Genomic DNA, 13577 nt, shown 5'->3' with positions numbered 1-13577 from the left:
TCTACGTACGGAAAATAATTTCTCGATAAATGTTAACGATAAATTCGTATATTTGCTGCATCATACTCATCACCAGCGTGCCTAGAAAAACGATGATGCCCATCACAATGACGGTTAGAATCATCGTCATGATCGTCTTGAACGCCGTATACTGATGTACAGTCATCGTACCGACAAAGAGAAGCGCTACAAACCAGATGGAGGAGATCGAAATGACCAAATAATAAAAAGCAGTCTCTTCCTCGACCATAAACCGGCTTGCGACAGTGATCGGCACGTAAAGGAGGACGATGGGAACGAGCGCATAGCCCGTTGCCATAACGATTTCCTTAAACTTCCCTTCCCCATCCATTAAGGTTGTGATCGCCCAGTTGGAAACGCACCACAGAAAGAATGGAAATACGATTGTGAGAAGCTGCGTGATGCTGTTCAAATAACGAGGATCATTATAGTTAACTAGAAAACCCGCGAACTGATTTTGCAAAATGATAGAGATCACAACTAGCGCAAGTATAACTAGAGCTACCCGCACTTTGCCTTTGCCGTCATATTTCATATCCCAGAAGCCGTCAAATGGATGGACAATCAGGTGCAGCGGAAACTTAATGAAATCCTGCTTCATGGCGTTTTCTCCCCCTTCATGCTTTGCGCGGCAAAACCGGGCATCGTCAGCATTCGCTTCTGTCTCCGAGAGCTAACCAGCTTGAATGCGCCCCATGCGGCTGCCAGGATCAATAGCACTGTCAGGAACGTCCCAAAATGCTCCTTCATCACTTCTCTGCGATACCGCTTGTAGGCGACGGAATAGCCGTCGCGATCCATGCCAAGCTTGAAGTATTCAAGCGCTTCGCCATTTCGTTTCTCCATTAACAACGATTTGCCGATACCGATATACGCGATATCATAGTTGGCGTTCAACCGAAGCACTTCCTGCCAGATCGGTACTGCCAGCTTATCCTCGCCGTTATAGTGAAGCCCGATAGCCTCATTGACGCTCGAGCCAAATTTCGTAGGCTCAAATACGACGATATTGCTTTTCCCCCGATCGAGCACTAGCTGATTTTGTCCCGAGCTCTCAATCGCTACCGGTATTTTGAAGGTACCCGTCTGATTGCCTTTTCCGCCATACACATAGAGGAGATTGCCTTCGTCATCATATGTGAACACCTTGCCTTGATTGGCATCGAGCACGCTGTACCTGCCATTCTCCTGCACCTTTACGTCGATCAGCTTGGAGGGGCCAACCACTCTGCGGAACAGAATATCCCCTCTTACATCGAAATAACCGAAGCGCTTCAGCACATCCTCGCCCGAAGGATTAAGCCGTTTAACCGGCTCCCTGGAGTCAGGATCAATATTCGTCGCATAGACGAAGCCTTTTGCGTCAATATCGATATTTGAAAATTCCGTTGGGATAAAGAGCACCATTTGAGCCTTCTGTGCCTTCGTTGACAGAAAACGCCACAAAAACTCCGTATAGTCGCGTTTCACTTTGTTTGTCCCTACATAGCCAATAAAGCTGCCGTTTTCGTCAAACTGCATGATGCCTTCATATACGCCTTTGGCTACGACATAAACCCGCTTAGCCTTGTCCACCGTCACCTTCAACGGATTAAATTTGAAGTCACTCGCCAAAATATCGGATTGCGGCTTCTCTATCAAGCGGAGCAAGTCTCCATCCTTCGTCAGGACGACGACGCGTCCATTATCCGTATCTGCCACATAAAGATTACTCTCGTCGTCGATGAACAAGCCGGACGGGTTTTTGAAGCTATCCGCTTTGCCTGCGTTGTCGAACCCCGTAATGACGCTTTGCACCTTCCACTGGTCGTCCACACACACAATCCGGCCGTTGCCGCTGTCCACAATATAGATGAGTCCGCTGCCTGCAACGACCATATCGGCAGGCTCCAGAAATTCGCCGATGCCAAGATCTGAACCCGATATCGTACGACCCGGAATATAGGCCGCTGGGGCAGGCACCGCTTCTTCCCAATAATTATAGTTGTAGCTCTCATAAGGCGTTGACGATGCGAACGCCGGCACTGGCGCAGCATGTACAAACAATAGGGATGCCACCGCAACCACGAGAAGCCATTTTTTCGCTGCCAAGCGCTATCCCCCCTTAATCTTTCATTCCTGAAGTTGCCATCGTCTCTATGATTCGGCTTTGCGAGAATACAAACAAGGTGATCGGAACGCTCATCAGAATAAGCGCTACAGCAGCGGCTGCACCGGCACGAGCGATACCGCCCTGTACGATTTGATTGGCGGCAAAGTGCAGCGACTTCAGCTGCTCGCTGTAGATGAACCCGTTCCCATCGCTGCCCCAAAGCATTTGAAACAGCAAAATGATAAGCGTGAGCCAAGCCGGCTTCACGTTAGGCATCACGATCGTCCAGAAAATCCGGTACTCACTCGCACCGTCGATTTTGGCTGCCTCAAGCAGCACATCGGGAATTTGCTCCATAAATTGCTTCATTAAGTACAAGCCAAGCGAATACGCGAATGCCGGTATGATGACCGCCCAATACGTATCAATTAAGCCGAGCCAGGACATGATCATGTACGTCGGAATGGCTGTGACCGCAGGTGTGAACATCAAGGATAGAACGACTACCCCGAACATCATGTTTTTGCCGGGAAACTTGTGCTTAGCAAGCGGATAGGCTGCAGCCGAGGCGAGCAGCACATGCCCGATAATTCCCATGCCCGTAATAAATACGGTGTTAAAAATATACCTCGAGAACGGCACCCATGAATTGCCGAGCAAGCCCATCAGATCAACAAAATTGTTCATCGTGGGATTGCGAACAAAAAGCGTCGGCGGAAACATGAAAATTTCATCGAGCGGCTTGAAAGCGTTATTGATGGCGTAGATGAGCGGCAAGATCATGAATGCGCCGAACACCGCAAGCAATAGGAAAAGGGAGAAGCTGCCCCAGAACGATCGGTTCACCCGTTTCTTGCGGATACGAAACGAGAAGGTCATGATTTTATTCACCCACCTTGCGAAGAAGTTTTTGGACGATCAGATTGGATCCCACCATGATCATGAACAACACGGTAGCGATTGCGGATGCATATCCCATTTCGAATCGGGTAGTTCCGAAATCGATTAGATGCGTAACAATCGTTTCTGCTGCGTAGTTGACGCTCGGAAACCCAGCAAGCGCAATCGACACATCCGCTACGGCGAACGCGGTTGTTAGCTGTATGACCGCTCCGAACATAAGCTGCGGCCGCATGGAGGGCAGCGTAATATACCAAAGCTCCTGCCATCTGTTTTTGATGCCGTCCACCGCGCCCGCTTCATACAAGGTGCTGTCGACCGTTTGCAGTCCGGCAATAAAAGCGAGAAAGCCGGTGCCAAGGCTAAGCCATAATTGGACAAGAATGATGATCGGCATAATATAAGCTTCCGTCTTCAGCCACTGCAGCGGTTCTAAAATAAAGCCTAATTTGAGCAGCAATCCGTTAGCTATGCCGTAGCGGTCGCCGGAGAAGATCATGAGCCAAATAAAAAATACGTTTCCGGATATGGAAGGCGCGTAAAAAACGAGCGTCATGACCGCTCTAACCTTCGGCGAGAGCTCATTAATAATCCATGCGAACACAAAACAAGCGATATAGCTGATCGGACCGGTAATAACAGCGAACAATATCGTGTTTTTCACCGCAATCAAAAAGACGTCATCCTCTAGAAACAGGCGGGTATAGTTTTGCCAGCCGATAAATTTCGGAAATTCCAGCATATTAAAATACGTAAAGCTCAGCACAATCGAAATAATGACTGGCAATATCGTAAAGACGGCGAACAACACCATGTATGGCGCCAGCAAAATATACGAATGCTTATTGGCTTTCACTTCCCGCAACTTCAGGCTCCACCAATTTTGCATGCTTGACCCTCCCCCATTATTGCGGTAAACCAAATTCTTTTCGTTTCGTCCTAATTTCATCCTGCATGTACTGGACATAGTCCATGATCGATTCGCGCGCTTCCACTTGACCGACTACCGTCTTATAGAAGGCATTGAACAAATGGCGTCCTGTGAAGTAGCCGCCCGGCACCTCTGGCATGCCCTGCACCCATTCGAACTGCGCTTTTAAATTTTCATAATCGGCTACCGGCCATGGCAGACTGTCCAGCGCCTTAATGTTCGCCGTCGGATAACGTGCCGCAGCGCCCATCAGCCCTTCCATTTCACGTCCGAATACCGTTTGCGTAGCATCGCTCGTCCACCATTTCATAAACTGCCAAGCCGCATCCTTATCCTCAGCTTTGTTCAGCATAATGACGGCGCTGCCGCCGCTTGGTACCTCGCGATTTACGGTTCCATCCTTCTGCACCGTGCCCGGAATAGGAGCGAATCCCCACATGCCGCGAATTTCAGGCGCGAACACGGAAAGCTGATTATAGGTCGTATAATCCGCTATGCCGATCGGCATTTGTCCAGTGCGGAAACGGTTGGCGAAGTCATATTCGCGCTCCAGCTTATAATCTGTGTAAAACTCCGTCCACTGCTTAAAGGTCTCGATCCCCACGCGGGAATCCAGATCAGACTCCTTGCCGCCATCGCGATAGAAGGAGCCGCCATTTTGGAAGAGCAGCGCTGCATACATCGAGTTGGGAGGGATATTCTGCCCTTGCACGGCAGCCTGTGCGACGACTGGCAGACCAAATTGCATATGGTTTTTGCTGAGCACAGCAAGCAGGTTGGAAACATCATCCCAGGTTTGCGGCACTTCAAGACCCAGCTCGCTCAGCACATCCTTGCGATAAAACAGCATATTGAACGTTTGCGTCTCCGGAAGTGCAAATACGCCATCCTCATAGCTGTACGGCACGATTGCGCTTGGGCGGAACTGATCCTTCACTTCTGCAAAATCTGCAAATTGGGTCAAATCGGCGGAAGCGTTCCTCATCGCAAAGTTAACAGGGATATCGTTGTCGATCTGCATCGCAACATCAGGCCCTTGGCCGGCGAGCGTTGCAGGGAGAAGCGTTCCCATATTAACCAGCTTCAAATTGACATTAATGCCAGTAACGGACGTGAACGTTTCGTCAATCATCGCTTTCATCGTGTTCGCTTGATCCCGCCCGCTGCCAATCCATACGGTAATGGAGCGATCGGCATCATCTTCGGCTACATTCCCGATTTGGTTATAATCCGTGAAGAAGGAGGACACAAACGTCGTTGCCTCGTGCTTCAGCTTTGCGCCAAATCCCATCCCCTTCTTCGGAAACTTCTTATCCGGCGAGGTCACATAGATGGTGTCAATTTCAAGCGGCTGCTGCCTCGCTTGCTGTACCCAAGTTCCGAGCCCGCCTGTATTCGTCTTATAAGCCGTCAGCCTTCTTGGAACGGTGTCCGGCTCCTTTATCATCTCGTCCAATTGCAGCGCCATCGTCTTGAGCAGCGCTTCTTGGTCACTGGATTGGCCGGACAATTCCACCAATTGAGCTGCGATTGCTTTCAGGCGTTCGCTTTCGGCTCCGAATACCGAAAGCAAATCCGGCACTTTTTTATCGAGCTGATAATCACGGAATTCATCGGGCTTCGTGCCCGTAATCATCAATATTTTCCGGTACATTTCATTCAGGTTATAAAGACTCTCCTCCACCTCCCGAATAAGAGAGGCGAATTCGCCAAGACTGACCTCCAGCCGCAGCGTATGCTTGCCCTGCTCCAGCTTGAACAGGTAAGGATCTTTGCCGCCCATTACATCGAGCCGATAGCCGCTTTTGTAGCGGAATGCGATCTTCTCCATTTCCTTAAAGGGCACTTCGCCATCAATGGTAAGCTTCCGGGTCGAATAAATGCCTCTAACAAAATTTTGCTGCGATTTAAAGGCCATTTTGTAAAGCCCCGTCTTTGGAACATCGATCTCCCATTCCATCCATTGGCCGGGCAAGCGCCAGTTGAAGCCGCCGATCGTATTGATCTTTATTTTCGAAGCGCTGTACGGATATACGGCAGCGCTTGAGCGTTCACTGAGCGGGTATAAGGTTGGCGAGGATTTGGCACTAGACGCTTCCCCTTCGATGGCAATCATCTGGCCTTCCGTTTCCTTTATATCATCTGCATCATATTGCTTGAGCATTTGATCGTATGGCAATGGCGCAGCCTGCTGGTAAAGCTTGAGCTGCTTGATCACCATCGGTTCCCTAGTAGATTCCAGCGTAATCGTATGAGTGCCGCGTGAAAAATAAAATAGAAAAGGTTCATTCTCATAGCCGTCGGAGTCTTGAAAAGCTTTCTCGCTCCAGCGCGGCTTCTCGATTTGCTTTGGCCTTAAATCATTGCCTTGGTTGTCCTGTACGATCTGTTGCTTTTGATTGTCCCAAATCCGGTCAAACTGCAAAAAGGCAGCCTCTCGGAAAGGTCGCTCCCCATCTATCCATAAAGCGCGCTCAACGGCTGAGCTTTTCCCTTCAATCGGATAATAGAGCAGCGATAGGTTGTACAAGCCTGCTTCCTCTACTTCAAACGTCCAATCCGCCTTGCCTGATTCGCCAGTCAACAGCGATGTGCCATCCATGCCCTCGTATTGATCGATTTTCTCGAATCCAGCTCCATCCAAACGGCTGTAATCCGCTGCTTCCAGAACAATCTCTTTGCCTGGCCTGGCGGCCCCTTCGTGCTCCGAAATATATTGCGCATATTTGCGTTCATTAAATAAAGCGCTCGTATCACTGCCGCTTTCCAATTGTTCGTCCGTTGAAGTTTTGCTTGGATTTGCAACGGCCCGTACGCTCATGCCAAATGGAAGGACAATTAAAAATGCCAAAACGACCGGCACGATTTTCCTAGTTATGTTTGATAGCCGCAAATTGCTTACCACCAGAAGTCCTCCTTACAAGCGGAAATAGTTTCTCCGTCCATGCCGGTCGGGGAAGCTTAAAATCACCTATTCAAAAGAGTAGGGGAAGTCGCAAGGACATCCCCTAGCCTTCATGACAAGACCATAATGATCAATTACTTGCCTAGCTTGGCGATAGAAGCTTCCGCTTCAGGCTTGTATTTCTCAGCGGTTGCGGTTACCGATTGATTGTTCACAATAATATCTTCAATGAATTTCCCAGTCGGGAAATCCGGATAAGCGTCATCCAGCAAAATCTGTCCTGTGCCGTTAATATGATCGCGAGTCATTAGGATGTCCTCTTCGTGGTTGTAGAGGCTCTCCAGCCATTCTTGGCTCGGGAACTCTTGCGTATTAGGAATATCAAACGTCTCTTCATAAATTTGATAGACGAGCTGCGGGTCTTTCACGCCTTTTGGAATAAACTTAGCTGCTGCTGCATTATTGGCAAAAGTAATTTCTGGGCTGCCTTGTGGCCCTGTCGGCATCGGAACGACTCCGATATCGAAGGTTAAGCCGCCAAGATTCCACGCCGCAGATATAAACATGGCTACATCGCCATCTTTAAACGTATTTGATTCTTCCCAGTTCGTTTTATTTCCTGATTTGACTCTTACAACGTTCTCGACATTGTACATGCGGTTTACGAACTCTGCCGCTTCAATCGTTTTTGGATCCGTGAAGCCTTGTGTACCGTCTTTTTCGTTTACGATAAAGCCGCCGTTTGCAGCTGCGAGGTTACGGAATAAATCATGCGACCAGCCGGAATAGCCGTAAACGTCGATTTTGCCGTCATTGTCTGTATCCTTCGTTGCCAGCTTGGCGATTTCCATAAATTTATCCCAGTTCCATTGACCGCTCGTATACAGCTCTTGCAGATCTGGAAGTCCTAGCTTCTTGAATAGGTCACGGTTATAATGCATTCCCGTGCCGCCAGTACCCGGATCATCGAACGCATATTCTTGACCTGCAATAGGAGGCGATTTCGCGATTAGATTCGCTTCGCCGTTAATGTTCGAGGCATTGGTCGTGAATTCGCTAAGAGGAAGCAGCTGCCCTTTCAAAATAGCAGGCAAAGCCGCTTTATATTCCATTTGTACGATATCAGCGAATGGCTCGCCCGATAGAATCGTCGCTGTAAATTTTGGCATATATTCTTCAAATGGCACGTTTACGAATTCGATCTTGACGTTGTATTTTTTCTCAACCTCTTCGATTTTCGCTAGGCGTGCTTTCTCTGATGTTGTTGTCCCAGCGGGCTTCAAATCCCACCATGCTGCTACTTTAATAACACGGCCGCCCATATCGACTGGCTCCGGCGTTGCAGCCGCCTCTTCTGGCGCTGCTGTCGCTTCAGTGTCAGCGCTTTCTATTGGCGCGGCATTGTTTCCTTTATTTCCGTTATTTCCGCCGCTGCAAGCTGTAAGTATAAGCATTAAACATAATACGAGAACGGATAATCCATGTATTTTTCTCATGACCGAACCTCCCAATTTTACATTCATCAGTGGGTATTGAAAAAAACTGCCCTTAATAAAGCGCTTGCATGAATGAATAAAAAAATAACGCGACTTACTCCCTTACAAACCACCGCCTCGTTTTTGTTTTGTTATTTGTTTTATTTGTTTTGCATAACAAATGTATCACCAAAAACAAAAGTGGTCAATTGTTTTCTTATTGTTATTGATAATAACAGTCAAAAAAATAGCCATAAAGACTCATGATTTAAGTAAAAGCGCTTGTATTTCACCCCGAAACGAGCTATATTTAGTCACATAACAAAATAACAAACTCGAATATAGCTAACAAACAATAAAAGTAAGGTAGGATGACAGATATGCGGCGCAAAGTAACGATTCAAGCAATAGCTGATTTTACAGGATTATCGAAATTCGCTGTATCACGGGGATTGTCCGGCAAATCTGGAGTCAGCACACAAACGAGGGAATTGATTTTGAGAGCGGCAGGACAGCTCGGTTACTTTAAGGACGCTCAAGCTGCTCCTGTACCGAGCGAGCTTCTGGACATCGATACGCGAAACTGGACGGGGACGATTCTTGTGCTTTTTCCGAACGTGCGTTACCAAAACACCGAATCGCTGTACTGGGGGCCGATATTTAACGGCATCTCTGCCAGGCTGAACCAGAAGGGCATTAACATTTTAACGTTAACGGAGCCTACGGATGATTCTATGTTCTCTCTACTAAATCCTGAAGCTATACTAGGCATCATTACAGTCGGATCCATTTCAACACCTGTTTTGCTGGATATTAAGCGTTTAGGCATTCCTGTCGTCATGGTCGATCATTTCGATCCATGCTTTCAATGCGACTCCATCTTTACCGACAACTTGTCCAGCATGAGAGAAATCATGAATTCGGTTATTACGAAGGGCTACAAAAACTATCAGTTTTTGGGCAATATTAGAGATGCGCAAAGCTTTTACGAGCGTTATCTTGGCTTCCGTTCCGCACTCGAGGACAACGACATCGAGATGAAGCAAATCCCTTCGTTAATGGGACCGGAACTTGAAAACTTCCACGACACGTTTAAGGCTGCTGTCTTGGAGCATGGCTTGCCAGAAGTTTTCGTATGCGCCAACGATATATTTGCTTTATTCGCGCTGGAAACACTCCGAGATATGGGGATGGCTGTACCCGAAACGCTCGTATTTACCGGCTTCGACAATACGCATCCGCAAATTCCTTTTCTTGCTACGGTGAATGTGGATAAGGAGCTGCTAGGTAAGCGTGCAGTCGATAAAATGCTGTGGCGTATTCTCAATCCAAGCACAAGCCATGAAAAAACGCTCATTCAGGCTGAGGTTATGATTAGAAATTAAGTTGGAGCTGCCTTACCAAAGAAAGGATAAGGGCCGGTATTACCCAGCCCTTATCATTTAAATAACACCGCTTATCGCTTATTGAAGCACCACACTATCCACATAAACGGCGGAGGTTCCGCTGGAGTTAGCCGTTGACAAGAATTCCACGCCCACTTCACGTACATCACCCAAATTAGCTACGCCGGACAAGCTCAGTGTGAGCGTTGAAGCGCCTGATGCTTGGATATTTACCGTTCCAGAATCATACCATGTGTAGCTTGCTCCTGTTTTGATAAACAGCTTCGCTTGTAAGCCGCTCCCTACATTGCCCCACGGGGCATGCTTAACTTTCGCCGAAATGGATGACTTGCCGCTGAAATTGTTAGAGCCGGTATATTTTAGCGTAAATTGACCGCCGCCTAACGTAACGTCAGCTTTTAATGAATTGCTGCCGCTCGCTGCCCATTCTGTCACTGACCATGGGCCGCCGGTTATATTTAAAGCGGTCCACCCCTGCGTGCTGTAATTTTCAAAATCATACAAAGCTGAATTAGTTCCGCTGCTGAAAACAGAGGCCTTGGCTGAAGTAGCCGCTATGCCATTTGTTCCGTTAATGACGAGATTCCCCCATGAGGTCAGCGTCTGCCAATCACTTGTCGTCATATCAAGCCAAGCATTGCCAGAATCATTTCCCGTCCATGACCAAGCCATGTAACCAATTCCTTTTGCCTGGCTCTGGTTCATAACCTCCTGAGCATTAACCTGGCTCCCCAGATTATTGTTGCCGTTGTTATAGTTATAGCCGAACTCCCCAATCATGACCGCCAAGCCCAAATCCTTAATCGCCTGCAGCTCCGAGCCAATTCGTGCGGAATCATTCCAAGAGCCATACATGTGAATCGAAAACATGACATTATGATCCGGGTCATGTGAAAGAAGCGCATTTCCGTAGGCTTTGATTGGAGAAGAATTTTGCCCCCAGCCAGATCCGTCTACTACGATCGTATTGTGAATTCCTGCATTCCTAATGGTCGTAATAGCCGTTTTGTAGGCATCACGCCATGCCGTATCAGCTAGCGTTGAGTCTCCCCATTCATTCGCAATATTGACGAGTACATACTTTTCATTACCGGTCAGTACAGCCTTTACCGCGCTGCTGGCGAAATAGCTTGCCATATTGTTTAAACCGCTAGCGCTATTAGAGCCTGTTACGTCATGCAATTCGACAATCGCAATCATCCCAAGCTCCTTGCAGCGATCGATGATTTGCTGTAAACGTGCTGCCGATCCGCTCGTTTGCCACACGATTCTGACCGCATTCACTTTTTTGGAGCTAATCGTGCTCAAAGCATTATATGCTTGGGTATCATACCAAGCATGAGGATTATTGATTCCCCGGATAACAAAATCATTTCCGTTCGCATCCTTTAATTTGTTACCGCTTACATAAAACCCGTTAGCTGCAAAGCTTTGTTCATTTGCGATAAACGGGACAACCATAGCCAGCATAATAGCAACCATAAGCGTTAATTTCATTTTCCGGATCATCAACATAACTAAATTCCTCCTACTGTTTTTGTGATGAAGGCCTGGCTTTTAGTGATCGATCTGGCTGCAAGTAAATCGGTACACTTCCCACCTATTTATTCGATCCAACCACCTCCTTCTCAGCCCCCTCTACTTTCACCTTATAGGATCAAAAAACAGTCATTGGGTATTCATCTCTGAGCTGGAACTATTTTCATAATCAAATCCGTTATTAAAACATAACATAAATAACAATATGATATCAATATGAATAAAAAAATAAATTTAAATAACAAATTATCATCAATTGTTATGTTCAGCAGAGTTAGGTAGGCTGCATGAATGAAGTTAACGTCCGATACAAACAAAATGCCACCGTCCCAGTTTCGGAACGGTGGCAGAATGGCAACAAACATGATAAAAAACAAGCTTTTCCTATTTCATAAACGATTCTATATCCTGATCCGCCTTCGATTGGTTGCAAGCATTGCACGCGCAGACACAGTTAACAGGCGTCGTATGCCCTCCCTTGGCACGCGGCAGCATATGATCGATCGTATCTCCGAATTGTCCGCAAAAATAACAGGTATGCTCGTCCCGCTCCAAAATATAGCGGCGAAAATCCTTATTGCTGAACAACCTTCGAATGGTATGCCGGTTCACGATAACCGCAGCATGCTCCTTCACTAGCGTTACCGCTAGCTCCAGCTCTATTTCTTGATACCAGCGCCGGCCTTTATCCGTCTTGCCTCTCATCCAAATCGTCCCTTGTCGAGTCGTTTTTAGAGCTGCCGGGTCATTCGGCAGCGGGATGGAAGGCCTTGGAGGCGAAGAAAGCAGCGGCTTTGCTGCTTGTGCTCTGCTGCGTCGTTTTACTACATTCTCACGGGCTGCGACAGCTGCCACTGGGGCAGGTTCAGCCACAGAGGCGACAGCAGCCTTCACCTTTCTGCAAGCCCGGCAAGCGCCGCGACGCGAACCGGTGCTTGAGCGTCTGCCCGTCCGTCGCAAAAATTGGGAGAGCGGCTTCTCTTCCTTGCAGCTGGCGCATTGCTTCGTGACAAGAGGTTCAGTTTCATCCATCAGTTTGTCCGGGGCATCTCACTAGCTATACTCCCGATTTCTTCCCCTCATGTTTTTCTACTATTGTAGCATTAATTGCAAAGCCATGGGAGCTTTGCTCTAATAGGACGAATACAGCTGCTGCTGACTAATAGTGTTTGCCTTTCGTTTCGGTATCCTGATCTTCCCATCTCCGCGAATATGCCTTGTTCGTAATCCAAAACGTGATCCATGCTAAAATAACTACAATAATCGCAGAAGCGATCCATACGCCTACAGGCACTTCCATCTGAGTTCCTCCTCTATTTAAATCGTCAAGTAAAGGTTACAATGCTTTGTTTCGATTCATTTACGTGAAGCTGGAATATATCAGAGCGATTATAGTGACCGACAACGTCGAAATCAAAGCGGCTTGCAGTTACGAGCGACATATCCAAATCCGCGTACAAAATCGTTTCTTCCCCATATACCGGCTCCGTTACATAATCACCCAAAGGACCAACAATTGCGCTTCCTCCCCGGCATAGCGTGTCCGGGTCCTGCGCAAGCTCCGCATAGCCATTCAAGTCCGCTGGATAAGAGTCCTTTGTTACAAACTGGTTGCTCGACAATACGTAGCACCTCCCTTCGCATGCAATATGCTTCAGCGTTGCTTGCCAAGTATCTCTAGCATCTGCTGTTGGCGTTACTAAAATATCGATCCCTTTCGCATACATGGCCGTTCTGGCAAGAGGCATGTAATTCTCCCAGCAAATCAACCCGCCGATTCGGCCAAATGGGGTATCAATTACGGTAAGCGTGCTTCCGTCCCCTTGTCCCCAAAGCAACCGTTCCGAGCCGGTCGGCATCAGCTTCCGGTGCTTGCCAAGCAAGCGGCCGTCCGGCCCGATATAAATGATGCTATTATAAAGCGTTGAGCGGCTGTAATCCTGATCCCGCTCCACGACGCCAACGATCAAATACACGCCTGCTTCTTTGGCGATCTCTCCAAGCAAATCGGTATCCGTTCCAGGAACATCAATCGCGCTTTCCCAGTATCGCGCAAAGTCCTCGCGTCCCTCCATCGTTCTGCTTCCGACCCGGGCGCCGAAGGAGAGCCCTCTCGGATAGCCGGCGATAAATACCTCTGGAAAAAGCAGCAGCTTGGCGCCTTGTGCCTGCGCTTGCTTGGCATAGCCAGCAATTTTGTGGAAGGCGGACATTTTATCGAATAAAATCGGTGCTGCCTGCACGACAGCTACCCTTACGTTTCGTTCGTTCATATTCGCTGTCTCCTTTTTAAAACCCGCACAATGAT

The 13577-nt window shown here is 47.9% G+C and carries 11 protein-coding genes; 1 reads left to right on the top strand and 10 read right to left on the bottom strand.

Annotation, left to right across the window (positions count from 1 at the left end):
- Position 1: 1 nt before the first annotated feature.
- From HI950_RS15135 to HI950_RS15110, 6 genes are all read right to left on the bottom strand, one after another.
- Entirely contained in the window at positions 2 to 622 is a 621-nt protein-coding gene (locus tag HI950_RS15135) for a Yip1 family protein (protein ID WP_169084838.1), read from the bottom strand.
- Positions 619 to 2112: an NHL repeat-containing protein gene (locus HI950_RS15130; protein WP_187768090.1), complete on the bottom strand. Its 1494-nt coding sequence runs from the start codon at positions 2110 to 2112 to the stop codon at positions 619 to 621. The genes HI950_RS15135 and HI950_RS15130 overlap by 4 nt, the downstream gene beginning before the upstream one ends.
- Positions 2113 to 2125: 13 nt before the next feature.
- Positions 2126 to 2992 carry a carbohydrate ABC transporter permease gene (locus HI950_RS15125; protein ID WP_169085441.1) on the bottom strand — a complete coding sequence of 289 codons (867 nt, stop codon included), beginning with the start codon at positions 2990 to 2992 and terminating at the stop codon, positions 2126 to 2128.
- Between the two features lie 4 nt (positions 2993 to 2996).
- Positions 2997 to 3902 (bottom strand): carbohydrate ABC transporter permease, encoded by a 906-nt coding sequence (locus HI950_RS15120; RefSeq protein ID WP_223285290.1) that lies wholly within the window; start codon positions 3900 to 3902, stop codon positions 2997 to 2999.
- A gap of 16 nt (positions 3903 to 3918) precedes the next feature.
- Positions 3919 to 6765 carry an extracellular solute-binding protein gene (locus HI950_RS15115; RefSeq protein WP_169085443.1) on the bottom strand — a complete coding sequence of 949 codons (2847 nt, stop codon included), beginning with the start codon at positions 6763 to 6765 and terminating at the stop codon, positions 3919 to 3921.
- Positions 6766 to 6983: 218 nt separating this feature from the next.
- Entirely contained in the window at positions 6984 to 8345 is a 1362-nt protein-coding gene (locus HI950_RS15110) for an ABC transporter substrate-binding protein (RefSeq protein ID WP_169084842.1), read from the bottom strand.
- Between the two features lie 359 nt (positions 8346 to 8704).
- Here HI950_RS15110 and HI950_RS15105 point away from each other — a divergent pair, with 359 nt between their 5' ends.
- Positions 8705 to 9709, top strand: coding sequence for a substrate-binding domain-containing protein (locus tag HI950_RS15105; protein WP_169084844.1), 1005 nt, complete (start codon positions 8705 to 8707; stop codon positions 9707 to 9709).
- 78 nt (positions 9710 to 9787) lie between these two features.
- Here the strand turns inward: HI950_RS15105 and HI950_RS15100 are convergent, their stop codons facing one another.
- From HI950_RS15100 to HI950_RS15085, 4 genes are all read right to left on the bottom strand, one after another.
- Positions 9788 to 11245, bottom strand: coding sequence for a cellulase family glycosylhydrolase (locus tag HI950_RS15100; protein WP_169084846.1), 1458 nt, complete (start codon positions 11243 to 11245; stop codon positions 9788 to 9790).
- 408 nt (positions 11246 to 11653) lie between these two features.
- Positions 11654 to 12301 carry an HNH endonuclease gene (locus tag HI950_RS15095; RefSeq protein WP_169084848.1) on the bottom strand — a complete coding sequence of 216 codons (648 nt, stop codon included), beginning with the start codon at positions 12299 to 12301 and terminating at the stop codon, positions 11654 to 11656.
- Between the two features lie 127 nt (positions 12302 to 12428).
- Entirely contained in the window at positions 12429 to 12569 is a 141-nt protein-coding gene (locus tag HI950_RS15090) for a hypothetical protein (RefSeq protein ID WP_169084850.1), read from the bottom strand.
- 25 nt (positions 12570 to 12594) lie between these two features.
- Positions 12595 to 13542 (bottom strand): carbon-nitrogen hydrolase family protein, encoded by a 948-nt coding sequence (locus HI950_RS15085; protein WP_169084852.1) that lies wholly within the window; start codon positions 13540 to 13542, stop codon positions 12595 to 12597.
- Between the last annotated feature and the right edge of the window lie 35 nt (positions 13543 to 13577).

Source organism: Paenibacillus sp. PL91 (assembly GCF_012935325.2).
Classification (GTDB): domain Bacteria; phylum Bacillota; class Bacilli; order Paenibacillales; family Paenibacillaceae; genus Pristimantibacillus.
Note: the sequence above shows the minus strand (reverse complement) of the source record. Positions and strands in the feature narration are given on the sequence as shown.

Coding starts and splice junctions, on each gene's coding strand:
- HI950_RS15100 (WP_169084846.1), bottom strand. CDS start 11,245: ATGTTGATGATCCGGAAAATGAAATTAACGCTTATGGTTGCTATTATG.
- HI950_RS15085 (WP_169084852.1), bottom strand. CDS start 13,542: ATGAACGAACGAAACGTAAGGGTAGCTGTCGTGCAGGCAGCACCGATT.
- HI950_RS15125 (WP_169085441.1), bottom strand. CDS start 2,992: ATGACCTTCTCGTTTCGTATCCGCAAGAAACGGGTGAACCGATCGTTC.
- HI950_RS15115 (WP_169085443.1), bottom strand. CDS start 6,765: ATGAGCGTACGGGCCGTTGCAAATCCAAGCAAAACTTCAACGGACGAA.
- HI950_RS15090 (WP_169084850.1), bottom strand. CDS start 12,569: ATGGAAGTGCCTGTAGGCGTATGGATCGCTTCTGCGATTATTGTAGTT.
- HI950_RS15105 (WP_169084844.1), top strand. CDS start 8,705: ATGCGGCGCAAAGTAACGATTCAAGCAATAGCTGATTTTACAGGATTA.
- HI950_RS15135 (WP_169084838.1), bottom strand. CDS start 622: ATGAAGCAGGATTTCATTAAGTTTCCGCTGCACCTGATTGTCCATCCA.
- HI950_RS15095 (WP_169084848.1), bottom strand. CDS start 12,301: ATGGATGAAACTGAACCTCTTGTCACGAAGCAATGCGCCAGCTGCAAG.
- HI950_RS15110 (WP_169084842.1), bottom strand. CDS start 8,345: ATGAGAAAAATACATGGATTATCCGTTCTCGTATTATGTTTAATGCTT.
- HI950_RS15120 (WP_223285290.1), bottom strand. CDS start 3,902: ATGCAAAATTGGTGGAGCCTGAAGTTGCGGGAAGTGAAAGCCAATAAG.